Below are 25,920 nucleotides of genomic sequence, written 5' to 3' on the forward strand. Positions count from 1 at the left end.
AAGGCGATCCCGAAGCCGCTCCATTTACCCTGGTACCAAGGAGATGCTATGCAACACACGATGAAAAAGGTGGCAGGCGCGACGTTCGTCGCGGTCATGTCGCTGGCGGGGACGGCCCATGCGGATGACGTGAAGATCGGTTACGCAGGGCCGATGACGGGCGCGCAGGCGCACTACGGCAAGGATATGCAGAACGGGATCGTGCTCGCGCTGGAAGACTTCAACGCGACGAACCCGAAGATCGGCGGCAAGGCCGTGAAGTTTGTGCTCGACACGCAGGACGACCAGGCTGACCCGCGTACGGGCACGACGGTCGCCCAGAAGCTGGTCGACGACGGCATCAAGGGCATGCTCGGCCACTTCAACTCGGGCACGACGATTCCCGCATCGCGCATCTACGCGAACGCGGGCATTCCGGAAATCGCGATGGCGACGGCGCCGGAATACACGCAGCAGGGCTACAAGACGACCTTCCGCATGATGACGTCCGACACGCAGCAGGGCTCGGTGGCCGGCACGTTCGCGTCGAAGGATCTCGGCATGAAGAAGATCGCGATCGTCGACGACCGCACGGCCTATGGCCAGGGTCTCGCCGACCAGTTCGAGAAGGCCGCGAAGGCCGGCGGCGCGACGATCGTCGACCGTGAATTCACGAACGACAAGGCAGTCGACTTCAAGGCGATTCTGACGAAGCTGAAGGCGGCGAAGCCGGACCTCGTCTACTACGGCGGCGCGGATTCGCAGGCAGCGCCGATGGTCAAGCAGATGAAGGCGCTCGGCATCACCGCACCGCTGATGAGCGGCGAAATGGTGAAGACGCCGACGTTCCTGAAGATCGCGGGTGCCGCGGCCGAAGGCACGATCGCGTCGCTGGCCGGCCTGCCGCTGGAAGAAATGCCGGGCGGCAAGGCATACGCCGACAAGTACAAGAAGCGCTTCGGCGAAGACGTGCAGACGTACTCGCCTTACGCGTACGACGGCGCGATGGCGATGCTGAACGCGATGAAGAAGGCCGATTCGACCGATCCGGCGAAGTACCTGCCGGTGCTCGCGAAGACCGACATGGCCGGCGTCACGTCGACGCACGTCGCGTATGACGCGAAGGGCGACCTGAAGAACGGCGGCATCACGATGTACAAGGTCGAGAAGGGCGACTGGAAGCCGCTGAAGAGCATCGGCGGGAAGTAAGCAGGCTGATGTGACGTGCGGGCGGTGTTGCAACGCGTCGTCCCGCGCCTCATGCGAAAAAGCCACCGGGTCCGGTGGCTTTTCTTTGGTGGAACACGGCCGATAGGGCATGGGGATCTTGCAGGCAGTGGTACAGCAGGGGCGCCGCATGCGTACGTCGATACCGCATCGCCGTGATCGGCGGCAGTGTGACGTTACTTGCCGTCGCAGCACTTGTTAGGGCAATCGGGGAGGAAGGAAATTTCCACACGCCGCCCATTGTCCACGTCGCCATGCGAATAGACGCGGGCGCTCTTCTTGATCGTCCCGCGTAAAAAACCGAGTTGCTCCAACAGCGCATACGCGGTTTGCAATCTTGATTGCGCAAGGGCCAGTGCTTCCGGTTCACTTTCCTCGGCATGGCCACTGATCAGTGTTGTCTCTTTGGTTAGGTGATTTGCGTAATTGAGCTTTTGGTCGGCTGTCCATTTTGCAATGCGGACGATCTCGGCATTCGATATGTGCGAGCTATCTCTCGAAAAGTAGATGTCGAAGTTCTCGCTGGCGATGCATGCGAATACCGAATTGGAGGTGAGAAGGCTTAGGCAAAGAATAAACTTAAGCATCGTAAATGACGTATCCTGTAACGCTGTCGGCATTGTTGATTGCCTGATTCGGGTTTTCGGCTCCAAACGTCAAACACTCCTCCATGAAATATCTGTGATCCCGGGTTCCCATTGTGTCGTCAAAATGGCTCACCTCATGAATCAGAGTGGAAACTATGGAATCTTTTTCCCACGAGAAGTCCCGCATTGTACAAAAATCGGGGTGTATTGCGATCGTATGAGTTGCGGTATCCGGAGAACACACTGATGCTGCGACTCCCGATTTATTTGGATTTGGAACGCATCCAATATGTTTGAATCGCGCGCTATCCCATCGCGTGAAATTGTATCCCGTGAGCGCCTTCAGTACTTGGGCGATTGCAGTCAGGCCTGTTAATAGCGTCATGCGGGTGCCTTCGTCAGTTCTGCCGAACCACTGTAAGACGCGTGCCTTATCAGCGCTGGACCAGCGCTGCAAATCATCGATTCTTTTGTCGACGAGAGAAGCGGCTCGATCGCGTTTACTCAATACCATTTCCCGGAATTCCTTGTTTGTCATGTTGTGACATATTTTTTCGGTATTGATCGTTACTTCCACCATCGAGCCAGGATTGGTATTAGTGACTGCACCTGAGTGTACGAGAAACCATTCTCCGCTGTTATTCACATCAAAATCTTTCATTGTTTCAATGTTCCATCGTATAGATTTTCAGCGTTGCCGAGGCGTCGGTGGCGATTCGATGTGTTTGTCCGGCCGTGTCCGTGGTGCCAGTGAAAATTTGCCCGGTATCGGTAACGATTCGGTAGCGAATGTTCACGAGCGGGCGACGGGAGTCATCGAGCAAGGTGAATTGCTCGTCGTGTACGACAGCCGATCGAACAAATGACCGCTTGATTGCATCCGGTTGGCGCCCACTCAGCGTCGCAACCTCTCCCGCAGTAAAAGTCATCCGCATGCTGCGCTCAGCGTAGAAGATCGGCGGTGGGTTGCATCCGCAGACATTGATATCCCCACTCAATGCCCACTGTTTGCCGTTCGGGCCCGTACCTGGCCAGCGCGGCCCTTGCGGTGCGATGTACCCTTCACGCTTGCAGGCCGAACAGTAGGTCTTCATATCCAGCGTCGCGATATGAACCCTCGGCGGCGGATTGGAACAGGTGACGGTGTCGAGGCCTTCGACAATCACCGCTTCCCTGGCGCGGTCGCCTTTGGCAAGAAAGTAGCGAATCATGGGCGCTACCTCAGCGGGGCACGGACGAGCGGGTGACGACGCTAAATACGACGGACGACGCTATGCCTTGTCGCTCGGGACTATCGGTGATCGTGTCGCCGTTATCGAGTTCGCTGCCAACGAATGCGAGCGGTGCGAAGTCGGGTCTGTCGGCCAATCCAAGACCGCTCACAACGCGCGCGGTTGAACCGTCCGGATAGTGGATCAGGTCGCCCACCGTGGCAGCCTTGCCCAAGTGCGGCGCGACCTCCCATGTGCCGGACGGCTCGCGCAATGCACCCCCTCGCGCTGTTGTCGCGCCACATACCGCCAATCTGTAGGCGGGCGGCGCGGGCGGCGGCACATAGCTCGGATCGAACAGGCCCGCAACGCCTTGCCCATCCCGCACATGAATGCCCCATGACGTGCGCAGCGTTTCGGTAATGCGGTCACCGTTGCTCAACCGGCTGCCGACCAACGCGAACGGCTTGCCGCCGCTATGGTTGTTTCCCGCGCCGTCGATAATCGCGGCCTCGCTGCCGTCGTCATAGGTCACTACGTCGCCCACGCAGGCGACTTCCAATCCAGCCAGGGTCAGGCCGCTGGTTGCGGTGGTGACGCGTCCACCGCGTTCCGTAAGTGCGCCAACGGTGGCAAAAAAATGGGTCGGTGCTTCGCGTTCGTTTTTCATCCGGCTTCCCTGTCTCAGTAAATGGAATGGCTGCCTTGAGACGCTATTCCTGATAAGAAACGTCGATCAATCGGACGAATATGATTCAGCGCTGGTAACTTCTATTACTTGTTCCGTTCTGCCTTTTGCATTGACCGCGCGCGCGCGAATGCGCCGGCTCCACCGCGGATACTCAGTCCCTCCGCACGCGCAACAGGAACTTCTGCAGCTTGCCGGTCGGCGTGCGCGGCAGCGCCTGCACGAACGTGAATTCGCGCGGGACCTTGTACGCGGCGAGCCGCTCGCCGCAGAACGTGCGCAGCGCATCCGCATCGGGCGCCGCGTTCGCCCGCAACACGACGTGCGCGACGACCGTCTCGCCCCAGTCCGGATGCGGGACGCCGACGACGGCCGCTTCGGCGATGTCCGGGTGCGCGCCGAGCACGTCCTCCACTTCCTTCGAATAGACGTTCTCGCCGCCGGTGACGATCATGTCCTTCAGCCGGTCGACGATGAACAGATAGCCATCCTGATCGATCCGTGCGAGGTCGCCGGTGCGATACCAGCCGTGCGCCGCGAACGCGGCGCGCGTCGCGGCCGCGTCGTCGAGATAGCCGAGCATCATGCTGTCGGCCTTGAGCCAGATCTCGCCGGTTTCGCCCGGCCGCGCATCGACGCCGTCCATCCGCACGACCCGCAGGTCGACGCCCGGGCCGCCCTGGCGGCCGATCGAGCCGGCCTTCGCGATCTGCTCGTCCGGATACAGCGTCGTGCCGGCCGGCCCGGTTTCCGTCATCCCGTACACGTGGAAGAACGCGTGGCTGCGGTACGCGTGGGCGAGCCGTTCGGCCTGCGCGGCGCCGATCGGGCCGCCGCCGTACAGCCACGCGCGCACGCTCGACAGGTCGAATGCCGCGAAGCCGTCGATCGTGTCGAGCGGCAGCGTATACGACACCGGCGCGCCGAAATACAGCGTCACGCGCTCGCGCTCGACGGTCTGCAGGAAGCGCAGCGGATGGTATTCGCGCAGCAGCACGACGGTGCCGCCCGCGTACAGCGTGCCGCCGAACCAGTTGTTCAGCGGCGACGAATGCCAGATCGGCATCGCCATCAGCGTGCGCTCGTGGCGGCCGATCCCGGTCGCGAGCGCCGCCTGCATCGCCGCGAGCGTCACCGTGCGATGACTGTGCACGCAACCCTTCGGGCGGCCGGTCGTGCCGGACGTGTAGAGGATCTGCGCGATGTCGTCGTCGGCCGGCTCGATGCCCGCGAGGCCGTCCATCGTCGCGCACATCGTGTCGAAGTTCGGCACGCCGTCGAGTTCGCCCTCGGTCACGAGGCGCCGCGCCGGATGCACGATGCGCTCGACCACCGGCGCGAGCGCCACGTCGAACAGCAGGGCCTTGCTGCCGCTGTGTTCGAGCACGTAGTCGACTTCCGGCGCCTGCAGCTTGTGGTTGATCGGCACGAATGCCGCGCCGAGGCGCCATGCGCCGAACATCAGGTCGACGAAGGCCGGCGTGTTGAAGCACATCGCGGCGACGCGATCGCCGGCCGCGACGCCGAGCGCGCTCAGCACGGCCGCCGCGCGGTGCGAACGCTCGCGTGCGACCGCATACGTGATCGTCGCGGATTCGTTGACGAGGAAGGGCTTGTCGGGGGTTGCGCGGGCGGCGCGGTCGAGGGCGGCGACGAGGTTCATCGAGGCTCCGGGGCGGGCGGACGACTGCGGATTCGGGTGAGCGGGCTGGGGTCAGGCCGGGTACGCGCGTTGCAGCAGCGCGGCGACGTCGATCGCGTGCGGATCGAAGCCGCCCGCAACGCGGCCCCAGTCGGGCGCGGCGAGCCGCGTCGCGACGAACGCGTCGGCGACGGCCGCCGGCGCATCGCGGCGCAGCAGGCACGCCTGCGCGACGATCGCGAGCCGTTGCGCGAACACGCGGCCCGATGCTTCGAGCGTGTCGGCCGGGGCGGCGAGCATCGCGCGCAACGCGTCGAGCGCCGCGCGAATGCGCGGTTCGCCCGCGCCGAGGCCGGCCAGTTCGTCGAACAGCGCGGCGGCCGCGTCGGGCTCGCGCGATACCGCGCGCAGCACGTCGAGGCACATCACGTTACCCGAGCCTTCCCAGATCGAATTGACGGGTGCCTCGCGGAAGAGGCGTGCGATCGGGCCGTCGTCGACGTAGCCGTTGCCGCCGAACACTTCCATCACCTCGCCGGTCAGCTCGACCGCGCGCTTGCAGACCCAGAATTTCGCGGCGGGCGTGACGATCCGCTTCCATGCGCGTTCGCGCGGCGAATCGTCGCGCTCGAACGCGTCGGCGAGCCGCATCGCGAGCGACAGCGCCGCTTCGCTCTCCAGCGCGAGATCGGCGAGTACGGTACGCATCAGCGGCTGCTCGGCGAGCGCGCGGCCGAATGCGTGGCGCCGGCGCGTGTACGCGATCGCCTGCACGACGCCCTGGCGCAGCATCGCCGCGCTGCCGAGCACGCAGTTCAGTCGCGTATAGGTGGCCATCTCGATGATGGTCGGAATGCCGCGGCCTTCGTCGCCGAGCATGATCCCCCATGCATCGTTCAGCTCGATCTCGCTGCTCGAGTTGCTGCGGTTGCCGACCTTGTTCTTCAGCCGCTGGATCTCGACCGCGTTCTTCGTGCCGTCCGGCCGCCAGCGCGGCACGTAGAAGCACGACGGGCCGCCGGCTTCGGTGCGCGCGACGACGAGGTGCGCGTCGCACATCGGCGCGGAGAAGAACCACTTGTGGCCGCGCAGCCGGTATTCGCCGCCGCGCCCGCCCGCGCCGGCCGGCGTGGCGAGCGTCGTGTTCGCGCGCACGTCGGAGCCGCCCTGTTTCTCGGTCATGCCCATGCCGAACCAGATCGCGCGCTTGTCGGCGATCGGCACGTCGCGCGGATCGTAGTCGTCGCTGTAGAGCTTGTCGCGCAGTAGGTCCCACAGCGCCGGCTCCTTCTGCAGCACGGGGATCGCGGCCTGCGTCATCGTCGCGGGGCACAGCGTGCCGGCCTCGATCTGGCCGTGCAGGTAGAAGCCGGCGGCGGTCGCGGCCCAGCGGCCGCGGCGCGCGTCGCGGAATGCGAGCGACACGAAGCCTTCGTGACGATACCGGCCGAGCAGTGCGTGCCAGGCAGGGTGGAAATCGATGCGGTCGATGCGTCGGCCGCGCCGGTCGAACGCGTTCAGTTCCGGCGTGTGGCGGTTCGCTTCGTCGGCGAGCCGCGCGGCGTCGGCGCTGCCGAGCCACGCGCCGTACGCGTCGAGCTGCGGCACGGCCCAGTCGGCGCCCGCCCGGGCGAGCGCGTCGCGCAACGCGAGATCCGTCGCGAAGAGGTTATAGTCGACGAGTTCGTCGAACTGGTTCGTGACGGCGTGAGTCGAGTCGGTCATCGCGATGGTCTCCGGTCTCATGCTTCGCGGTCGGCCGGCGTCGTGCCGCACGGAGGGCGCGTCGGCGCGGGTTCCGGCTTCCGGTGAAACGTATCCCCTGCTGAATTCAGAGTAGCAAATATGCCGCCGCGACATGTTCAGGTTCCGGCGCCGCCCGGCTCGCCGGCGGCGCAACCCGCGCCCGCGTTGCGCCGCCGGCCGCGCCAGTCGCGCGCGCAGGCGAGCTCCGACGCGCTACAACAGGCGTTCGTTCAGCTTTTGCTCGAACGCGGCTACGCGAAGGCGACGATCCGCGAGATCGCGGCCGTCGCGGGCGTCAGCATCGGCACCTTCTACGAGTATTTCGGCGACAAGCAGAGCCTCGCGGCGCTCTGCATCCACCGCCGCGTGCTGGCGCTGGCCGACCGGCTGCGCGACACGGTGCAGCGGTTGCGCGGCGCACCGCGGGCCGAGCTCGCCGCCGCGCTGGTCGACCTCCAGGTCGATGCGATCGCCGCCGACGCGGCGCTGTGGAGCGCGCTGTTCGTGCTGGAGCGGCAGGTGTCGCCGCTGGCCGCCTATCGCCGGCATTACGACGCCTATGTCGCGCTGTGGCGCGACGCGTTCGCCCACGCGGCCGATCCGCCGCCGGCCGTGCGGCTCGACGGGCTCGCGCGGATGGCCCACACGATCTGCTACGGCGGGCTGTCGCAGGCGTTGCTGACGCTCGGGCCGGCGCTCGATTTCGCCGCGCAACGCCGCGAACTGCGGGCCGTGCTGCTCGCGTACCTCGCGGCGGCGCACGCGTAGCGTGCCGTAGGGAAATGCCCGATCCGCATATCGGGCGCCCGGGCGGGCCTTGCCGTCGAGGGCTTATCGCCGCAGGCCATGAGAAAAATGCATGGCCGCCATGACGAACTTTCGATTGTCCATCGATATTGGCTGGGGCTAAATCATGCGGCAGATGCAGGCCCGCACATGGCGCGGCCCGCCCGAAGGACATCAGGAGGAGGAGTCATGCGAAGCGCCACCGCGCCCCGTTCGAAACTGCCCGACGTCGGGACGACGATCTTCACGGTGATCGGCCAACTGGCTGCTCAACACGACGCGTTGAACCTGTCGCAGGGCGCCCCCAATTTCGCGCCCGATCCGGCGCTCGTCGAAGGCGTCGCGCGCGCGATGCGCGACGGCCACAACCAGTACGCGCCGATGGCCGGCGTGATCGCGCTGCGCGAGCGGCTCGCCGAGAAGACCGAGGCGCTGTACGGCGCGCGCTACGACCCGGCCACCGAGATCACGGTGATCGCGAGCGCGAGCGAAGGGCTTTATGCGGCGATCAGCGCGCTCGTGCATCCCGGCGACGAGGTCATCTATTTCGAGCCGTCGTTCGACAGCTATGCGCCGATCGTGCGGTTGCAGGGCGCGACGCCGGTCGCGATCAAGCTGTCGCCCGCGCATTTTCGCGTGAACTGGGACGAGGTGGCCGCGGCCGTCACGCCGCGCACGCGGATGATCATCGTCAACACGCCGCACAACCCGACCGCGACGGTGTTCTCCGCCGACGATCTCGAGCGGCTCGCGCAGATCACGCGCGACACGGGCATCGTGGTGCTGTCCGACGAAGTCTACGAGCACGTCGTGTTCGACGGCGCGCGACACCAGAGCGTCGCGCGCCACCGCGAGCTGGCCGAGCGCAGCGTGATCGTGTCGTCGTTCGGCAAGTCGTTCCACGTGACCGGCTGGCGCGTCGGCCATTGCCTCGCGCCGGCCGAGCTGATGGACGAGATCCGCAAGGTGCACCAGTTCATGGTGTTCTCGGCCGACACGCCGATGCAGGTCGCGTTCGCGGAGATTCTCGCGCGGCCGGACAGCTATCTCGGCCTGTCGGCGTTCTACCAGGCCAAGCGCGACCTGCTCGCGCGCGAGCTGGCCGATTCGCGTTTCGAGCTGCTGCCGAGCGAAGGCTCGTTCTTCATGCTCGCGCGCTTTCGCCACTTCTCGGATGAAAGCGACAGCGATTTCGTGCTGCGCCTGATCCGCGACGCGCGTGTCGCGACGATTCCGCTGTCGGCGTTCTATACCGACGGCACCGATGCCGGCGTGATCCGGCTCAGTTTTTCGAAGGACGACGCGACGCTGGTCGAAGGCGCGCGGCGGCTGCGTTCGCTGTAAAAAATGGGGACGGGCATCCGGCGACGGGCGTCCCGCATCGACCAGACACAGGAGATCACGATGAAGCACACGGCCACCCTGAAACTCGCGTTCGCACTCGCGTGCGCAATCGGCTCCGGCGCGGCGTTCGCCGATGCGCCGACGTTGCGTTTCGGCCTCGAAGCGCAATACCCGCCGTTCGAATCGAAGGCGCCGAACGGCGACCTGCAGGGCTTCGACATCGACGTCGGCAATGCCGTCTGCCAGACGGCGAAGCTGTCGTGCAAATGGGTCGAGACCTCGTTCGACGGGCTGATTCCGGCGCTGAAGGGCCGCAAGTTCGACGCGATCAACTCGGCGATGAACGCCACCGAGCAACGGCGCCAGGCGATCGATTTCACGACGATCATCTATCGCGTGCCGACCCAACTGATCGCGCGCACCGGCAGCGGCCTGCTGCCGACGCCGGAGTCGCTCAAGGGCAAGCGCGTGGGCGTGCTGCAGGCGTCGATCCAGGAAACCTTCGCGAAGGCGCACTGGGAGCCGGCCGGCGTCGCCGTCGTCGCGTACCAGGACCAGAACCAGGCGTATGCGGATCTGGTCGCGGGCCGCCTCGACGCGACGCTCGTGCTCGCGCCGTCCGGCCAGCGCGGCTTCCTGTCGCGCCCGGACGGCAAGGGCTTCTCGTTCGTCGGGCAGCCGGTGCACGACGACAAGATTCTCGGCAGCGGCATCGCGTTCGGCCTGCGCAAGGGCGACGATGCGCTGAAAGCGAAGCTCGACGCGGCGATCGACAAACTGAAGGCGGACGGCACGGTGAAGTCGCTCGGCCTGAAGTATTTCGGCGATATCGACATTTCGACGAAGTAAGCGGGGCCGCGCACGATGCCCACCCCGAACCCGAGCGCGGCGGGCCGCGAACCGGACGATGCCGTCGATGCCGTGCTCGCCGCCGAACTGGGCGACGCCCTCGTCACGCGCGCGGCCGATATCGAGCCGCGTTACTTCACCGCGTACAACGAGCCGGCCGGCGTGCGGCCGCGTGCGCTGGTGCGCCCGCGCAGCGTCGACGACGTGTCCCGCACGCTCGCGGTGTGCACGGGGCTCGGCCAGCCGGTCGTGCCGCAAGGCGGGCTGACGGGGCTCGCGCGCGGCGCGGTCGCGCTGGGCGGCGAGGTCGTGCTGTCGATGGAGCGCTTCGCCGGCATCGAAGCGCTCGACGCGGCGGCCGGCACGATCACCGTGCGCGCGGGCACGCCGCTGCAGACGGTGCAGGACGCCGCGCAAGCGGCGGGCTTCACGTTCGGTGTCGATCTCGGTGCGCGCGGCTCGTGCCAGATCGGCGGCATGCTCGCGACCAATGCGGGCGGTACGCGCGCGATCCGCTACGGGATGATGCGCGAGCAGGTGCTCGGGCTCGAGGTCGTGCTCGCGGACGGCACGGTCGTGTCGTCGATGAACCGGATGCTGAAGAACAACGCGGGCTACGACCTGAAGCAACTGTTCGTCGGCAGCGAAGGGACGCTCGGCGTCGTCACGCGCGCGGTGCTGCGGCTGCATCCGTTGCTCGCGGCGCCGGCCACGGCGCTCTGCCGCGTGCGCGACTACGATGCGGTGGTCGGGCTGTGGAACCGCGTGCGCGCGCTGCCGGAGGTCGTCAGCTTCGAGGCGATGTGGCCGGCGTTCTACGACTACGTCGCGCGTCATACGCCGGGCGTGTCGGCGCCGTTCGTCGGCGACGGCGGTTTCGCGGTGCTGATCGAATGCGCGACGAGCGCGCCGGGCGGCGATGCGCGCCATGCGCTCGAAACGGCGCTGGCCGAGGGGTTCGATGCGGCGCTCGTCGACGATGCGGTACTCGCGAGCTCCGAGCGGCAGGCGCGCGATCTGTGGACGCTGCGCGAAGGCCTTGCGATCGATGCGCTGCCCCATCTCGTCAACTTCGACGTGAGTCTGCCGACGGGCGAACTCGGCGCGTTCGCCGAACGCTGCGAGGCGGCGTTGCGGGCGCGCTGGCCGGCGCTCACGTGCCTGTTCTTCGGCCATGTCGGCGACGGCAACGTGCATATCGGCGTGTCGCTGGCCGGGATGACCGATGCGCACGCCGATGCGATCGACGACTGCGTGTATGCGGTGGTGCGCGACATGGGCGGCTCGGTGTCGGCCGAGCACGGGATCGGCGTGCTCAAGCGGCCTTATCTCGCGCACACGCGCAGCGACGCGGAAATCGGGCTGATGCGGCGCCTGAAGGCCGCGCTGGACCCGCGCGGGATCCTGAATCCTGGCAAGGTGCTTTGACGGGGCGATTCCCGTTGCCGACGGGAAGCGGCCGGCGCGACGCGTCAGCCGTCCACCCAGCGCAGCGCGCCGATCTTCAGGTGTTCGACCACGCTGCGCGCCCAGTCGAGTTCCGCATTGAGCAGCACGAGCGCATGTTCGTTGTGCAGCAGGAACAGGCGCGGCACCTGGTCGGCCTGCGCGGTGGCGCGCAGCGCTTCCAGCCGCTCGCGCTCGGCGTCGAGCCGTGCGATTCGCAGTTCGAGCTGATGGCGCGCATCTTCCGCGTCGAGCAACGGCAGGAACGCGAGGCCGGCGCCGAACGCCGGGAATTCACGCGCGGGCTCCGCGAGCAGCGTATGCAACCACGCTTGCCCGGCCGTGTGCCCGGCTTCGGTCAGCGCATACAGCGTGCGCTCCGGAAACGCGCCGTCGCGCTCGGTGTCGTGCACGGCGATCAGCCCGTCGCGCAACAGCCGGTCGATCGTCTGGTACAGGCTCGTACGCTGCCGCACGTTGACGACTTCGTCGTATCCGCGGGCCTTCAGTTGCTGCAGCATCCCGTACGGATGCATCGGCGTTTCGGTGAGCGTCGCAAGGACGGCCAGCGCGAGCGGGGACGGGCGGCTCGTAGACATGAATAGTTAAAATATATCTAGTAAGAATATAACTATTCTTAATCAGAGTATCTTGTTTGACAAGGATTTCAGCCGAGGTGCGAGCGCTTCGCGGCGGGAGCGACGGTTTCCATCGTTGCGAGGCCGTGCACGATTCCGCAATCCTCGACCGAATGCTCGCCGACGCAACGGCGGCGCAATTCGGTGAGCTGGTCGCGCAGATGCGTCAATTCCGCGAGGCGCGCATCGACGTGCCCGATGTGATCGTCGAGCAGCGAATTGATCGAATCGCAGCGATCGGCCGGCGTGTCGGTGAGTTGCAGCAGCGCACGGATTTCGTCGTGCGCCATGTCGAGCGCGCGGCAGTTGCGGATGAAGCGCAGCCGTTCGACGTGCACGTCGGTGTAGTTGCGGTAGTTCGAATCGGTGCGCTCCGCGTCCGGCATCAGCCCCTCTTTCTCGTAGAAACGGATCGTCTCGGGGGTGCAGCGGGCCGCTTTGGCCAGTTCGCCAATCTTCATGCCTTTCTCCCGTGCAAGGGTTGACCTTGTAGTGGCTTCAGGGTGTTAACTCTACACCGTCAAGCCACAAAGGAGGTTGTCATGACCGACGCCCAGCGTCCCCACGACCCGCGACACCGTCAGGCCGACGGCGCCGATGCCTGCTGCGCCGATTCGTGCGACACGCAGACGGCGACCGTTGCCGACGCGGCGCCGGCGGCCGGCGAGCGCGCGCACGGCCATGACCACGATCGCGGCCACGCGCACGCTCACGCAGCACGCGGCGAGGCGGGTGACGACCACGATCACGACCATGCCGGCGACGACGAGCATGTGCACGGCGCCACGTGCTCGCACGACCCCGCCGCGCATGACCATGCCGACCACGACCACGACCACGACCACGACCACGACCACGACCACGACCACGACCACGACCACGCGGCCGGCGCATGCTGCGCGCCGGCCTCGCTGACGCTTGCGCCGCTGCCGGTCGCGCAGGCGACCGCGTCGGGCCACGTGCGCTCCGCGTTCCGGATCATGCAGATGGACTGCCCGACGGAGGAAACGCTGATCCGCAAGAAGCTCGGCGGGATGCGCGAAGTGTCGGCGCTCGAATTCAACCTGATGCAGCGGATGCTGACCGTCGAGCACGTGCCCGGTGCGCAGCCGGCGATCGAAGGCGCGATCCGCACGCTCGGCATGACGCCGGAGGCCGCCACGGCCGGCGCCCCGGCGGCGCGCGCCGCCGCTGCGCCCGCGAAGCCATGGTGGCCGCTGGCGCTCGCCGGCGTCGCCGCGCTCGCGTCCGAAGGTGCGACCTGGGCCGGGCTGCCGGTGTGGCTGTCGGCGGCGCTCGCGCTCGCCGCGGTGCTCGCGTGCGGGCTCACCACGTACAAGAAGGGCTGGATCGCGATCCGCAACGGCAACCTGAACATCAACGCGCTGATGAGCATCGCGGTGACGGGCGCGATGGCGATCGGCCAGTGGCCGGAAGCCGCGATGGTGATGGTGCTGTTCACGATCGCCGAGCTGATCGAGGCGAAGTCGCTCGACCGTGCGCGCAATGCGATCCAGGGCTTGATGCGGCTCGCGCCGGATACCGCGACCGTGCGGCAGGCCGACGGCGCGTGGCGCACGATCGAGGCCGCGCAGGTCGCGCTCGGCGCGGTCGTGCGCGTGAAGCCGGGCGAGCGGATCGGGCTGGACGGCGAAGTCGTCGCGGGCCGCTCGACGGTCAACCAGGCGCCGATCACCGGCGAGAGCCTGCCCGTCGAAAAGACGACCGGCGACGCGGTGTACGCGGGCACGATCAACGAATCGGGCTCGTTCGAATACCGCGTGACGGCCGTTGCGGCCAACTCGACGCTCGCGCGGATCGTCCACGCGGTCGAGGAAGCGCAGGGCGCGAAGGCGCCGACGCAGCGCTTCGTCGACCAGTTCGCGCGCGTCTACACGCCGATCGTGTTCGCGGTCGCGCTGCTGGTCGCGGTGGTGCCGCCGCTCGTGATGGGCGGCGCGTGGCACGACTGGGTCTACCGCGCGCTCGTGCTGCTCGTGATCGCGTGCCCGTGCGCGCTGGTGATCTCGACGCCGGTGACGATCGTGTCGGGCCTCGCGGCCGCGGCGCGGCGCGGGATTCTCGTGAAGGGCGGCGTCTATCTGGAAGAAGGGCGCAAGCTCGCGTGGCTCGCGCTCGACAAGACCGGCACGATCACGCACGGCAAGCCGGTGCAGACCGACTTCGACGTGCATGCGGACGGCGCCGATGCGGCGCGCGTGCGGCACCTCGGCGCGAGCCTCGCCGCGCGCTCCGATCACCCGGTGTCGCAGGCGCTCGCCGCCGCGGCCCGCGACGCCGGCACGACGGCATTCGCCGACGTGCAGGACTTCGAAGCGATCGTCGGGCGCGGCGTGCGCGGCACGATCGACGGCACGCGCTACTGGCTCGGCAATCACCGGCTCGTCGAGGAACTCGGGCGCTGCTCGGCGGCGCTGGAGGCGAAGCTCGACGCACTGGAGCGGCAGGGCAAGAGCGTCGTCGTGCTGGTCGACGACACGCGCGTGCTCGGCCTCTTCGCGGTGGCCGACACGATCAAGGACACGAGCCGCGACGCGATTGCCGATCTGCATGCGCTCGGCATCCGCACCGCGATGCTGACGGGCGACAACCCGCATACCGCTCAGGCGATCGCCCGGCAGGCCGGCATCGACGACGCGCGCGGCAACCAGTTGCCGGAAGACAAGCTCGCGGCGGTCGAGGAACTGTCGGCGGGCGGCGCGGGCGCGGTCGGGATGGTCGGCGACGGGATCAACGATGCGCCGGCGCTCGCGCGCGCCGACATCGGCTTCGCGATGGGCGCGATGGGTACCGACACGGCGATCGAGACGGCCGACGTCGCGTTGATGGACGACGACCTGCGCAAGATTCCCGCGTTCGTGCGGCTGTCGCGCGCGACGCACCGCGTGCTGGTGCAGAACATCGGCTTCGCGCTCGGCGTGAAGGTCGTGTTCCTCGGCCTGACGGTCGCGGGGCTCGGCACGATGTGGATGGCGGTCTTCGCCGACGCGGGCGCGAGCCTGCTCGTCGTGGCCAACGGCTTGCGGCTGCTGTCGTCCTCAGGGGCGTTCGGCAGCGCCCGGGCCGCGCGTTGAGGAGCGGGCGATGGGCTTTCTGAAACGGATTTTCGGCGGCCACGGCCACGGCCACGGCGGAAACCGGGGTGAGGGCAGCCCCGGCGGCCCCGGTAGCGGGCATCACGGCGGATATCACGGCGGGTCGCGCCCGGGCGGCCATGGCGGCCACGATGCGCGCGGCTGCGATCGCCACGGCTGGGGCTGGCAGGCGCCGGCCGATACCCATGGCGGGCGAGGCGGCCAGGGTGGCAACATGCCGCTGAGCCAGCTCGCGTGCGCGGGCTGCGGTGCGCTCAACGCGGCAGACGCGCGCTTCTGCGCGCAGTGCGGCGCGGCGCAACGCGGCAAGGCCTGCAGCCGCTGCCATGCGGCGCTGGCGGCCGACGCGCGGTTCTGTCCCGGTTGCGGGACGCAGGCGGCTTAAGCTTCTCCGCGAGTTCGCGCCGGCCGCGCATACGCACGGGCCGGCGCGTTTCATTCGACGGCCGGCGAACGAAACGCACCGGCCCGTCGCTCAGCGCAGCGGCAGGTGAATTTCGGTGAGCAGGTCGGCCGGCGCCGTGTCCATCGGCGTATTGAGGTACAGCTCGAACGGCGGTGCATCGGCGGCTTCGCGGCCCGAGTGACGCAGCCAGTCGCCGTAGAGCCACTGGTAGGCCGTCTTCAGGTCCGCATACGGCCCCGTATGCAGCAGCACCGCGTATTCGCCGCCGGCGATCGTCACCCGCTCGACCGGCGGCGCGGGCGCCACGTCCGGCGCGCCGTCGGCCGGCATCCAGCACGCTTTCGCGCGCAACTGCGCTTCGGGCGTCGTGTCCGGATCGTCGTAGAAAATCCCGATCATCTTCGCGCCCGGGCCGATCAGCCCGTGCTGCCCGGCCCACGCGCCGATGCGTCCGAACGCGTCGCCCACTTTCATATACGCGCCGGTGTGCGTCACCGCGTAGCCGCGCAGTGCCGGCAGGCGCCGGATTTCGACCTCGTGCTTGAACATGTCTTCCTCTCCTCGCTGCAGGGGATAAATCGGCCGGTGGCTGCCGGTGCGCCGGTGCTGCGCGGGTAGCACGCCGTACACGTCGCGAAACGCCCGCGCGAACGCGTGCGTCGAACCGTAGCCCGCGCGCCGCGCGATCTCGTCGAGCGGCCGCGCGGTGCAGACCAGATCCTCGGACGCCCGCACGATCCGCATCCGCCGCACCGTCGACACGATCGACTCGCCGTACAGCGCGCGATAGACGCGCTGCCAGTGATACGGCGACAGGCACGCGATTTCCGCAAGCCGGTTCAGGTCGAGCGGGCCGTCGAGATGCGCGCCGATGTACGCGTGAACGCGCGCCACGCTCGCTGCGTAGCGGACCCACGCGGGCGGCTCGGTCTTCGCTTCGGCTGGGGGCATCGGCGTGTCCGGGGCAAGAACCGACGCCACGGTAGCACGGCCCGAACGGACAAATCTTGCGGAAATGCGTAGCGGTCCGAAATCCGCTCCCTTTCTATTTCATCGAAATAGGGTCTTGCCCTGCTGCAATCTAGAACTAAAGTTAAAGACGGTGAAATCGGGTGATTGCGTCATTTTTCTCGGGTAAGTTGCTCGGACGGGGCAGCACGCTTTTTCGAAGTACGCAGGTCGTTCGTCGATGTTCAATCGCACCACCACGTTTTCGGGAGAAGAAGAAATGGATGCTTCCAGCTTCATCACGTCGCTGCAGACCACGCTGGGCGGATACCTGCCCAAGATCGCCGGCGCGATCGGCATCCTGGTGATCGGCTGGCTGATCGCCGTGGCGGTGCGGGCCGGCGCGCTGCGCCTGCTCAACGCACTGAAGGTCGATCAGCGGATCAGCGAAAGTACCGGCCAGGGCGCGTGCGTCGAACGCATCATCGCCGGCGGCCTGTTCTGGCTCGTGCTGCTCGTCACCGCGGTGGGCATCTTCAACGTGCTCAACCTGTACGCGGTCTCCAATCCGTTCTCGCTGCTCGTCACGCACATCGTCAACTACCTGCCGAACCTGATCGGCGGCGCGGCGCTGACGCTGATCGCGTGGCTGATCGCGTCGCTGCTGCGCAGCCTCGCGAACCGCGCGCTGAAGGCGAGCAAGATCGACGACAAGCTGTCCGAAGGCGCCGGCATGCAGCCGATGAGCGGCTATCTCGGCGACGTGCTGTTCTGGCTCGTGATCCTGATGTTCCTGCCGGCGATCCTCGCGTCGTTCGCGCTGTCGGGCCTGCTCTCGCCGGTGCAGGGGATGGTCGACAAGCTGCTCGCGATCGTGCCGAACCTCTTCGCGGCCGCGGTGATCGGCTTCGTCGGCTGGATCGTCGCGCGCGTGCTGCGCGGCCTCGTGACGAACCTGCTGGTGGCCGCCGGCGCCGACCGCCTCACGCAAGGGATCGACAGCCCGACGCCCGTGCGCGTGTCGAGCCTGATCGGCACGATCGTCTACGTGTTCGTGTTCGTGCCGACGCTGATCTCCGCGCTCGACGCGCTGAAGATCGACGCGATCTCGATTCCCGCGACCAACATGCTGAACCAGTTCCTCGGCGCGGTGCCGGACATCGTCGCGGCGATCGTGATCGTGCTCGCCACGTTCTACTTCGCGCGCTTCGTCGCGTCGCTCGCGCAGAAGCTGCTGGAAGCCGCCGGCGCGGACGGGCTGCCGGCCGTGCTCGGCGTCGAGCGCGTGTTCTCGGGCATCCTGCAGCCGTCGGTGCTGGTCGCGCGGCTGATCGTGTTCTTCGCGATGCTGTTCGCGTCGGTCGAGGCCGCGAACCGGCTCGGCTTCTCGCAGGTGCGCGACGTCGTCACGCTGTTCATCGAATTCGGCGGCCACGTGCTGATGGGCGGCGTGATCCTCGTGATCGGCGTGTGGCTCGCGGGCCTCGCGCGCCGCGTGATCGAGCAGGCCGACCGCGAGCACAGCGTGCTGTTCGCGCGCATCGCGCAATTCGCGATCCTCGGCCTCGTGTTCGCGATGGGGCTGCGCGCGATGGGCATCGCGAACGAAATCGTCCAGCTCGCGTTCGGCCTCGTGCTCGGCGCGATCGCGGTGGCGGTCGCGCTGTCGTTCGGCCTCGGCGGCCGCGAGGCGGCCGGCAAGCTGCTCGACCGCTGGTTCAACCAGCGCGGCGGCGGCCAGTAAGCACGGCCGGATCGGCGCGGCCACGCGCGCGGCCGGCGTTTTCGCAAGCGAAACGTCAGCCGCGATCTTTGCCGAATTTCGATAACACGTCGTTTAATGACTCTCTAGCATCGATTCTCAGTCGCGCGGGCGTGCAGGCCCGGCGCCTTTGAGGAGAGAGTCCGATGAAAGCAGAGTCGAATGGCCGGCCCGCCGCCGGCGCCAGGTCGCCCGGCCAGCCCGCGCTGCAGCAGACGCTCGGGACATGGCAACTGTGGGGCATCGCGGTCGGCCTCGTGATTTCCGGCGAATACTTCGGCTGGAGCTACGGCTGGGCGAGCGCCGGCACGCTGGGTTTCGTGATCACCGCGCTGTTCGTCGCGGCGATGTACACCACCTTCATCTTCAGTTTCACCGAGCTGACGACGTCGATCCCGCACGCGGGCGGCCCGTTCGCGTATGCGCGCCGCGCGTTCGGCCCGACCGGCGGCTATCTGGCCGGCGCGGCGACGCTGGTCGAGTTCGTGTTCGCGCCGCCCGCGATCGCGCTCGCGATCGGCGCGTACCTGCACGTGCAGTTTCCGGGGCTCGAACCGAAACACGCGGCGATGGGCGCGTATCTCGTGTTCATGGCGCTGAACATCGTCGGCGTGCAGATCGCCGCGACCTTCGAGCTCGTCGTCACGCTGCTCGCGATCTTCGAGCTGCTGGTGTTCATGGGCGTCGTGTCGCCGGGCTTCGCGTGGAGCAATTTCACGAAGGGCGGCTGGTCGGGCGCCGATCACTTCAGCCTGGGCGCGTTCCACGGGATGTTCGCGGCGATCCCGTTCGCGATCTGGTTCTTCCTCGCGATCGAAGGCGTCGCGATGGCCGCCGAGGAAGCGAAGAACCCGAAGCGCTCGATTCCGATCGCATACGTGGCCGGGATCCTGACCCTCGTGGCGCTCGCGATCGGCGTGATGGTGTTCGCCGGCGGCGCGGGCGACTGGACCAAGCTCGCGAACATCAACGACCCGCTGCCGCAGGCGATGAAGTACATCGTCGGCGCGAACAGCGGCTGGATGCACATGCTCGTGTGGCTCGGGCTGTTCGGGCTCGTCGCGTCGTTCCACGGGATCATCCTCGGCTATTCGCGCCAGATCTTCGCGCTGGCGCGCGAAGGCTACCTGCCGGAGTGGCTCGGGAAGGTGCATCCGCGCTTCAAGACCCCGCATCGCGCGATTCTCGCGGGCGGCGTGGTCGGCATCGCGGCGATCTACAGCGACGAGCTGATCCAGTTCGGCGGGCAGACGCTCACCGCGAACATCGTGACGATGTCGGTATTCGGTGCGATCGTGATGTATATCGTCAGCATGGCGTCGCTGTTCAAGCTGCGCCGCTCGCAGCCGAACATGGCGCGGCCGTTCCGCGCGCCGCTGTACCCGATCTTCCCGGCATTCGCGATCCTGGCGGCGCTGGTCTGCCTCGGCACGATGGTGTACTTCAACGGGCTGGTGGCGATGGTGTTCGTCGCGTTCGTCGCGCTCGGCTACGCGTACTTCCTCGCGACCCGCGCGCAGCGCGCGAGCGCGCCCGGCGACGCGCTGCTGGAGGAGTGAACGCGGTGACGACGGTGCAGGCGAACATGAAAGGCCGTTCCTGACGGCATCCGGCGCGCCCCGTCGAACGGGCGCGCCGTCGGCTTTTGGCAAGGAGATTCGAACGATGTCCTATACGGAGACGATCGGTCCGCGCACGTACCGCTTCGCGGACCTGAAGACGCTGCTCGCGAAGGCGAGCCCGCTGCGTTCCGGCGATCAGCTCGCGGGCGTCGCGGCGGCGAGCGAGGAGGAGCGCGTCGCCGCGAAGATCGCGCTCGCGGGCGTGCCGCTCAAGGCGTTCCTGAACGAAGCCGTGATCCCGTATGAAGACGACGAGGTCACGCGCCTCATCATCGACGATCACGACGCGCAGGCGTTCGCGGACATCTCGCATCTCACCGTCGGCGATTTCCGCAACTGGCTGCTGTCGCCCGCCGCCGACGGCGCCGCGCTCGAACGGATCGCGCCGGGCCTCACGCCCGAGATGGTCGCGGCCGTGTCGAAGCTGATGCGCAACCAGGACCTGATCGCGGCCGCGCGCAAGCGTCGCGTGGTCACGCGCTTTCGCAACACGGTCGGGCTGGCCGGCCGGATGTCGGTGCGGCTGCAGCCGAACCACCCGACCGACGACGTGAAGGGCATCGCCGCATCGATGCTCGACGGGCTGATGTACGGCTGCGGCGACGCGATGATCGGCATCAACCCCGCGACCGACAGCCTCGCGGCGATCGTGAAGCTGCTCGCGATGATCGACGGTTTTCGCGAACGCTACGGCGTGCCGACCCAATCGTGCGTGCTCACGCACGTGACCAACACGATCGCGGCGATCGGGAAGGGCGCGCCGGTCGACCTCGTGTTCCAGTCGATCGCGGGCACCGAGAAGGCGAACGCGAGCTTCGGGATCTCGCTCGCGCTGCTCGGCGAGGCGCGCGAGGCCGCGCTGTCGCTCAGGCGCGGCACCGTCGGCGACAACCTGATGTACTTCGAGACGGGCCAGGGCAGCGCGCTGTCGGCGAACGCGCACCACGGCGTCGACCAGCAGACCTGCGAGGTGCGGGCGTATGCGGTCGCGCGCAAGTTCGAGCCGTTCCTCGTGAACACGGTGGTCGGCTTCATCGGGCCCGAATACCTGTACGACGGCAAGCAGATCATCCGCGCGGGGCTCGAGGATCACTTCTGCGGCAAGCTGCTCGGCGTGCCGATGGGCTGCGACATCTGCTACACGAACCACGCGGAAGCCGACCAGGACGACATGGATACGCTGCTGACGCTGCTGGGGGCGGCCGGCATCAACTTCATCATGGGGATTCCGGGCGCGGACGACGTGATGCTGAACTACCAGAGCACGTCGTTCCACGACCAGCTCTACGTGCGCGAGGTGCTCGGCCTGCGCCGTGCGCCCGAGTTCGAGGAATGGCTGGAGACGATGGAGATCGCCGACGCGCACGGCACGCTGCGCGCGGCGACGGCACGCGTGCCGCTGCTCGCGGGCGCGAACGACTGGATGGGGGTGTCCGCATGAGCGACGCCGTCGAGAAGAACCCGTGGGCGCAGCTGAAGTCGTTCACGAACGCGCGGATCGCGCTCGGCCGCGCGGGCAACAGCTTGCCGACCGCGCCGCTGCTGGCTTTCAACCTGTCGCATGCGCAGGCGCGCGACGCGGTGCACCAGCCGCTCGACGTGGACGCGCTGCGGCGCGAGATCGAGGCGGCCGGCCTGCTGCCGACGCTCGGCGTGCAGAGCGCCGCGCCGGACCGCGATCATTACCTGCGCCGGCCCGATCTCGGCCGCAAGCTGTCCGACGACAGCCGCGGGCTGCTGGCCGGCTACGGGGCGGCGCTCGACGATGCGCCCGATGTCGTGTTCGTGGTCGGCGACGGGCTGTCGGCGTTCGCGGCCGCGAAGCAGGCGCTGCCGCTGTTGCAGGCCGTGCGGCCGCGGCTCGACGCGGACGGCTGGCGGATCGGCCCGGTGGTGGTCGCGACGCAGGCGCGGGTCGCGCTCGGCGACGAGATCGGCGAGCTGCTGCGCGCGAAGGTGGTCGCGATGCTGATCGGCGAACGGCCCGGGCTCAGCTCGCCGGACAGCCTCGGCGTGTACCTGACGTGGGCGCCGAAGGTCGGCTGTCACGACGCGCTGCGCAACTGCATTTCGAACGTGCGGCCCGAAGGGCTGCCGCACGCGGCCGCCGCGCACAAGCTGCATTACCTGATGACGCATGCACGCCGCCTCGGGCTGACGGGCGTCGGGCTGAAGGACGACAGCGACGCGCTGCCGCCGCCGGCTGAAGCGGAGCGGATCGGCGCGACTACCTGAACAGCCGTTCGCACAGGAAATCGACGAACACGCGCAGCTTCGGCGACAACTGCCGGCTCGACGGCCACACGATCGAGAACTGCCCCGGCGCGATCCGATAGTCGTCGAGCACGGTGACGAGCGCGCCGTGTTCGAGCGCGTCGCGCGCGAGGAAGTCGGGCATGTAGCCGATGCCGAGCCCCGCGAGCACGGCGCCGCGCAGCGCCTCCATGTTGTTGCAGGTCATCGCGGTGCGCAGCGTGAGCGGCGTGCCGTCGTCGGCCGCGAGCGCCCAGTCCTGCAGCTTGCCGGTGGTCGGGAAGCAGTAGCGCACGCAGTCGTGCGCGTCGAGGTCGCGCGGCGTGCGCGGCGTGCCGGCCTGCGCGAGATACGCGGGCGTCGCGCACAGTACGAACGCGAACGGGCCGAGCCGTCGCGACATCAGGCTCGAATCGGACAGCGGGCCGCTGCGGATCGCCGCGTCGAAACCGCCTTCGACGACGTCGACCATCCGGTCGTTGAAATCGAGATCGAGTTCGACGTCCGGATAGCGCTGCCGGAATTCGGGCAGCACCGGCAGCAGGAAGCGGTAGCCGATCACCGGCAGGCTCACGCGCAGCTTGCCGCGCGGGCGCTGCGCGGACGCCGTCACGGTCGCCTCCGCGTCGCGGAAATCCTCGAGGATGCGCTGGCAGCGCTCGTAGAAATGCCGCCCCTCGTCGGTGAGCGTCACGCGCCGCGTCGTGCGGTTGAACAGCCGTACGCCGAGCGACTGCTCCATTTTCGCGATGGTCTTGCCGACCGCCGACGCCGAGATGCCGAGCGCGCGGCCGGCCGCGACGAAACTCAGCGCTTCGGCGGTGCGGACGAATGCGACGATGCCGGTGAGGTTTTCCATTGAATCGAACGGCGTGCGGCGACGCACGCGGCCACGTGAATTGCGGAATTTTAGTCCGTTATATGCGGAACTTCGCGTGGTTTTTCGCAGATTGAATCGGATTTATCTTCTGTCGCTCCGATGGCGCATCCGCGCCGGCTTTTGAAGGAGCGATGATGGATCACCCTGTTTCGGCCAATTCGGCGCTGGCGGCGCGCCGGCGCGCGTGGGTGCTGGCCGCCGTCTGCATGGCCGCCGTCGCGCTGCCGCTGTCGTTTTCGGGCGGCGCGGTCGCGACGCCGGCGATCGGCCGCGACCTGCACGGCAGCCCGGTTGCGATGAACTGGATCACCAACGCGTTCATGCTCGCGTTCGGCAGCTTCCTGATGGCGTCGGGCGCGCTCGCCGACCAGTTCGGCCGCAAGCGGCTGTTCGCGATCGGCGTCGGCGGTTTCACGCTGATGTCGGTCGCGCTCGCGTTCGCGCCGTCGATGCTCGCGGTCGATCTGCTGCGCGCCGCGCAAGGGCTCGCGGCGGCCGCGGCGCTGGCCGGCGGCACGGCCGCGCTCGCGCAGGAGTTCGACGGCGCGGCGCGCACGCGTGCATTCAGCCTGCTCGGCACGACGTTCGGGATCGGCCTCGCGTTCGGGCCGGTGCTCGCCGGCGGCCTGATCGGGCATTACGGCTGGCGCGCGATCTTCGTGACGAGCGCGGTGGCCGGCGTGCTGTCGCTCGCGTTCGGGCTGCCGCGCATGCACGAGTCGCGCGATCCGCACGCGACGGGGCTCGATTGGCCCGGCACGGCCGCGTTCACGGCCGCGCTGACGCTGTTCACGTTCGGCGTGATCGAGGCGCCCGCGCGCGGCTGGTCGAGCCCGCTCGTGATCGCGCTGCTGGCCGGCGCGGCGCTCGGCGCGTGTGCATTCGTGACGATCGAGACGCGCGTCGCGCGGCCGATGCTGGACCTGTCGCTGTTCCGCATCGCGCGCTTCGTCGGCGTGCAGGTGCTGCCGGTGTCGACCTGCTGCTGCTACATCGTGCTGCTCGTCGTGCTGCCGCTGCGCTTCATCGGCATCGACGGCTTCAGCGAGATCGACGCGGGCTGGCTGATGCTCGCGATCTCCGCGCCGATGCTGGTGGTGCCGCTCGGCGCGGCGACGCTCACGCGCTGGCTGTCGGCCGGCGTGATTTCGGGGCTCGGGCTGCTGGTCGCGGCGGCCGGGCTCGTATGGCTCGGCATCGCGCTGCGCGGCGGCGCGGGGCCGGCGGCGATCGCGCCGATGCTCGCGATCGGCGTCGGCGCCGGCATGCCGTGGGGGCTGATGGACGGGCTGTCGGTGAGCGTCGTGCCGAAAGAGCGCGCGGGGATGGCGACGGGCATTTTCAGCACGACGCGCGTGGCCGGCGAGGGGATCGCGCTGGCGATCGTCGGCGCGGTGCTGGCCGCACTCGCGCACGGGGGGCTGGCGCACGCGGCAGGAGCGGCCGGCACGCCGGACGCGACGCTGCGGGCCGCCGCGCGGCTTGCGACCGGCGATCTCGCGGGCGCGGCTGCCGCGTTGCCGGCCGTCGGCCGTGCGGCGTTGGTCGCGAGCTACGCGCACGCGTTCGACCGGCTGCTGAACGGGCTGGCCGTCGTCACGGTGCTGTGCGCGGCGGTGGTGTTCGGGTTTCTCGGCGGACGGCCGGCCGCCGACGAAACGGGTGACGAGGCGGACGGCCGCGCGCACGCCGATACGTCGGCACGCAGCCGGGTCGAACCGGCCGGTGCGCAGACGCACGGGCGGTGACGTTGCATCGTGGCGCTTCGGCACATCGGCACATCGGCACTTCGGTGCTTCGGCGGTTCGGCGGTTCGGCGCTTCGGCGCTTCGGTGCTTCAGTGCTTCAGTGCTTCAGTGCTTCAGTGCTTCGGGCCATCGGCGCATCGGCACGTCGGCACGTCGGCACGTCGGCACGTCGGCACGTCGGCACGTCGGCACGTCGGCACGTCGGCACGTCGGCGCTTCGACGCTTCGGGTCATCGGCGCTTCGGCACCTCGACATTCCAGTAGGCGCAGCCGCCGTGCCCGCGTGGTCCGTCGGTCAGCGCATCACCCGCCGCGCGTCACGCCAGCACGAGCGGCGGCAGGGTTGCATCCGCGCGCGCCTGCGCGCACTCCACGTCGATCACCAGATAGCGCAACGCATCCGGCCACAGGCGCGCGTGCCGTTGCGCATCCTCGTCGAGCGTCGCGCGGCCCTGCACGAGCCAGGTCGTCTGACGCACGAAATCGACGAACAGCAGCGCGATGGCCGGATTCACGAGCAGGTTGCCGATCGTGTTGAGCAGGTTGTTGCCTGCGAAGTCGGGCAGCACCAGCGTGCGGCGGTCCGGGATATCGACGAGCGGCGCGAACGAGCCGTCGGCGCGCGGCTGGCGGCCGCGGTAAGAACAGTCGGCGTTGCCGGCCGTGTCGGCGGTCGCGACGATCAGGAAAGCCTGCTCGCGGATGAATGCGATGGCGTCGTCGGTCAGGGGGCCACGATCGGTCATGGTGTCGGTCGGCGTGTGCGCCGTGCGTGGGGATCCGCGATCCGCACGCAAGCGACATGCCATGCGGTGCGGCGCGCATTCGCGGCAACGCACCGCCATCCACTGTGGAAATTCCGAACACCGGCCCCATCGCTGCGCAACCGCGGTGTTCAGAATCGGTACACCTGCCGTGTTGCGTGCGTGAACACCGCACGGAGCGAGCGCGCGCCGGCCGCGATCGACGTGCACCCGTTCCGTTTGGCACGCATGTTGCGTAAACGGGACCAGCGCATTCCAACCGGCGCTGTACTCACACA

General features: G+C 68.0%; 22 protein-coding genes and 1 pseudogene. 12 read left to right on the forward strand and 11 right to left on the reverse strand.

The features are described 5' to 3' along the window. The first annotated feature begins 48 nt into the window (after window positions 1-48). Window positions 49-1,188: a branched-chain amino acid ABC transporter substrate-binding protein gene (locus WS61_RS21360; RefSeq protein ID WP_034209639.1), complete on the forward strand. Its 1,140-nt coding sequence runs from the start codon at window positions 49-51 to the stop codon at window positions 1,186-1,188. A gap of 194 nt (window positions 1,189-1,382) precedes the next feature. Here WS61_RS21360 and WS61_RS21365 read toward each other — a convergent pair whose 3' ends face one another. The 6 genes from WS61_RS21365 to WS61_RS21380 all read right to left on the reverse strand — a co-directional run bounded on the left by WS61_RS21365 (window position 1,383) and on the right by WS61_RS21380 (window position 7,059). Then, complete coding sequence (locus tag WS61_RS21365; protein ID WP_059503392.1) at window positions 1,383-1,793, reverse strand: hypothetical protein; 411 nt, start codon at window positions 1,791-1,793, stop codon at window positions 1,383-1,385. Then, entirely contained in the window at window positions 1,786-2,454 is a 669-nt protein-coding gene (locus tag WS61_RS33945) for a M35 family metallo-endopeptidase (protein WP_257127323.1), read from the reverse strand. Before WS61_RS33945 ends, WS61_RS21365 begins: the two co-directional genes overlap by 8 nt. 4 nt (window positions 2,455-2,458) lie before the next feature. After that, window positions 2,459-3,004, reverse strand: coding sequence for a hypothetical protein (locus WS61_RS33950; RefSeq protein WP_095211799.1), 546 nt, complete (start codon window positions 3,002-3,004; stop codon window positions 2,459-2,461). Window positions 3,005-3,014: 10 nt separating this feature from the next. Beyond that, window positions 3,015-3,674: a PAAR domain-containing protein gene (locus WS61_RS21370; RefSeq protein ID WP_059503178.1), complete on the reverse strand. Its 660-nt coding sequence runs from the start codon at window positions 3,672-3,674 to the stop codon at window positions 3,015-3,017. Window positions 3,675-3,846: 172 nt separating this feature from the next. Continuing rightward, the gene (locus WS61_RS21375; RefSeq protein WP_059503180.1) at window positions 3,847-5,355 is read right to left on the reverse strand and encodes a class I adenylate-forming enzyme family protein; all 1,509 of its coding nucleotides are present in this window, start codon (window positions 5,353-5,355) and stop codon (window positions 3,847-3,849) included. Window positions 5,356-5,406: 51 nt separating this feature from the next. Continuing rightward, on the reverse strand, window positions 5,407-7,059 hold the full coding sequence (locus tag WS61_RS21380) for an acyl-CoA dehydrogenase family protein (protein ID WP_059503182.1): 1,653 nt from the start codon (window positions 7,057-7,059) through the stop codon (window positions 5,407-5,409). Window positions 7,060-7,179: 120 nt separating this feature from the next. Between WS61_RS21380 and WS61_RS21385 the strand changes: the two genes are divergently transcribed. From WS61_RS21385 to WS61_RS21400, 4 genes are all read left to right on the forward strand, one after another. Further along, window positions 7,180-7,848, forward strand: a complete 669-nt coding sequence (locus WS61_RS21385) for a TetR/AcrR family transcriptional regulator (protein ID WP_059503184.1) — start codon at window positions 7,180-7,182, stop codon at window positions 7,846-7,848. A 207-nt stretch (window positions 7,849-8,055) separates the two neighbouring features. Further along, window positions 8,056-9,210 (forward strand): pyridoxal phosphate-dependent aminotransferase, encoded by a 1,155-nt coding sequence (locus WS61_RS21390; protein WP_059503186.1) that lies wholly within the window; start codon window positions 8,056-8,058, stop codon window positions 9,208-9,210. A 60-nt stretch (window positions 9,211-9,270) separates the two neighbouring features. Next, window positions 9,271-10,059 carry an ABC transporter substrate-binding protein gene (locus WS61_RS21395; protein WP_059503188.1) on the forward strand — a complete coding sequence of 263 codons (789 nt, stop codon included), beginning with the start codon at window positions 9,271-9,273 and terminating at the stop codon, window positions 10,057-10,059. 15 nt (window positions 10,060-10,074) lie between these two features. Further along, window positions 10,075-11,487, forward strand: a complete 1,413-nt coding sequence (locus tag WS61_RS21400) for an FAD-binding oxidoreductase (protein WP_059503190.1) — start codon at window positions 10,075-10,077, stop codon at window positions 11,485-11,487. 44 nt (window positions 11,488-11,531) lie between these two features. On the opposite strand, the gene WS61_RS21405 is transcribed toward WS61_RS21400, so the two are convergent. Then, window positions 11,532-12,104 (reverse strand): PadR family transcriptional regulator, encoded by a 573-nt coding sequence (locus tag WS61_RS21405; protein WP_059503192.1) that lies wholly within the window; start codon window positions 12,102-12,104, stop codon window positions 11,532-11,534. 68 nt (window positions 12,105-12,172) lie between these two features. After that, window positions 12,173-12,604, reverse strand: coding sequence for a Cd(II)/Pb(II)-responsive transcriptional regulator (gene cadR, locus WS61_RS21410; RefSeq protein ID WP_027783182.1), 432 nt, complete (start codon window positions 12,602-12,604; stop codon window positions 12,173-12,175). Between the two features lie 81 nt (window positions 12,605-12,685). Between cadR and WS61_RS21415 the strand changes: the two genes are divergently transcribed. Next, complete coding sequence (locus WS61_RS21415) at window positions 12,686-15,238, forward strand: heavy metal translocating P-type ATPase (protein WP_059503193.1); 2,553 nt, start codon at window positions 12,686-12,688, stop codon at window positions 15,236-15,238. A 10-nt stretch (window positions 15,239-15,248) separates the two neighbouring features. Continuing rightward, a complete protein-coding gene (locus tag WS61_RS21420; RefSeq protein ID WP_059503195.1) occupies window positions 15,249-15,644 on the forward strand; it encodes a zinc ribbon domain-containing protein in 396 nt (131 codons plus the stop codon). 90 nt (window positions 15,645-15,734) lie between these two features. On the opposite strand, the gene WS61_RS21425 is transcribed toward WS61_RS21420, so the two are convergent. Continuing rightward, window positions 15,735-16,616, reverse strand: coding sequence for a GyrI-like domain-containing protein (locus tag WS61_RS21425; RefSeq protein ID WP_059503394.1), 882 nt, complete (start codon window positions 16,614-16,616; stop codon window positions 15,735-15,737). A gap of 277 nt (window positions 16,617-16,893) precedes the next feature. Here WS61_RS21425 and WS61_RS21430 point away from each other — a divergent pair, with 277 nt between their 5' ends. The 4 genes from WS61_RS21430 to eutC all read left to right on the forward strand — a co-directional run bounded on the left by WS61_RS21430 (window position 16,894) and on the right by eutC (window position 22,232). After that, on the forward strand, window positions 16,894-18,357 hold the full coding sequence (locus tag WS61_RS21430; protein ID WP_059503197.1) for a mechanosensitive ion channel: 1,464 nt from the start codon (window positions 16,894-16,896) through the stop codon (window positions 18,355-18,357). Window positions 18,358-18,521: 164 nt separating this feature from the next. Beyond that, window positions 18,522-19,934 carry an ethanolamine permease gene (gene eat, locus WS61_RS21435; protein WP_059503198.1) on the forward strand — a complete coding sequence of 471 codons (1,413 nt, stop codon included), beginning with the start codon at window positions 18,522-18,524 and terminating at the stop codon, window positions 19,932-19,934. A gap of 106 nt (window positions 19,935-20,040) precedes the next feature. Next, window positions 20,041-21,438 carry an ethanolamine ammonia-lyase subunit EutB gene (locus tag WS61_RS21440; protein ID WP_059503200.1) on the forward strand — a complete coding sequence of 466 codons (1,398 nt, stop codon included), beginning with the start codon at window positions 20,041-20,043 and terminating at the stop codon, window positions 21,436-21,438. Beyond that, window positions 21,435-22,232, forward strand: coding sequence for an ethanolamine ammonia-lyase subunit EutC (gene eutC / locus WS61_RS21445; RefSeq protein ID WP_059503203.1), 798 nt, complete (start codon window positions 21,435-21,437; stop codon window positions 22,230-22,232). The genes WS61_RS21440 and eutC overlap by 4 nt, the downstream gene beginning before the upstream one ends. Here eutC and WS61_RS21450 read toward each other — a convergent pair. Then, window positions 22,225-23,109: a LysR family transcriptional regulator gene (locus WS61_RS21450; protein WP_059503204.1), complete on the reverse strand. Its 885-nt coding sequence runs from the start codon at window positions 23,107-23,109 to the stop codon at window positions 22,225-22,227. The genes eutC and WS61_RS21450 overlap by 8 nt on opposite strands. A gap of 155 nt (window positions 23,110-23,264) precedes the next feature. Here WS61_RS21450 and WS61_RS21455 point away from each other — a divergent pair, with 155 nt between their 5' ends. Then, complete coding sequence (locus WS61_RS21455; RefSeq protein ID WP_059503207.1) at window positions 23,265-24,878, forward strand: MFS transporter; 1,614 nt, start codon at window positions 23,265-23,267, stop codon at window positions 24,876-24,878. 317 nt (window positions 24,879-25,195) lie between these two features. Here WS61_RS21455 and WS61_RS21460 read toward each other — a convergent pair. Next, window positions 25,196-25,754: pseudogene (locus WS61_RS21460) on the reverse strand (pyridoxamine 5'-phosphate oxidase family protein). Window positions 25,755-25,920: the final 166 nt, after the last annotated feature.

Source organism: Burkholderia sp. ABCPW 11, assembly GCF_001523445.1.
Lineage (GTDB): Bacteria > Pseudomonadota > Gammaproteobacteria > Burkholderiales > Burkholderiaceae > Burkholderia.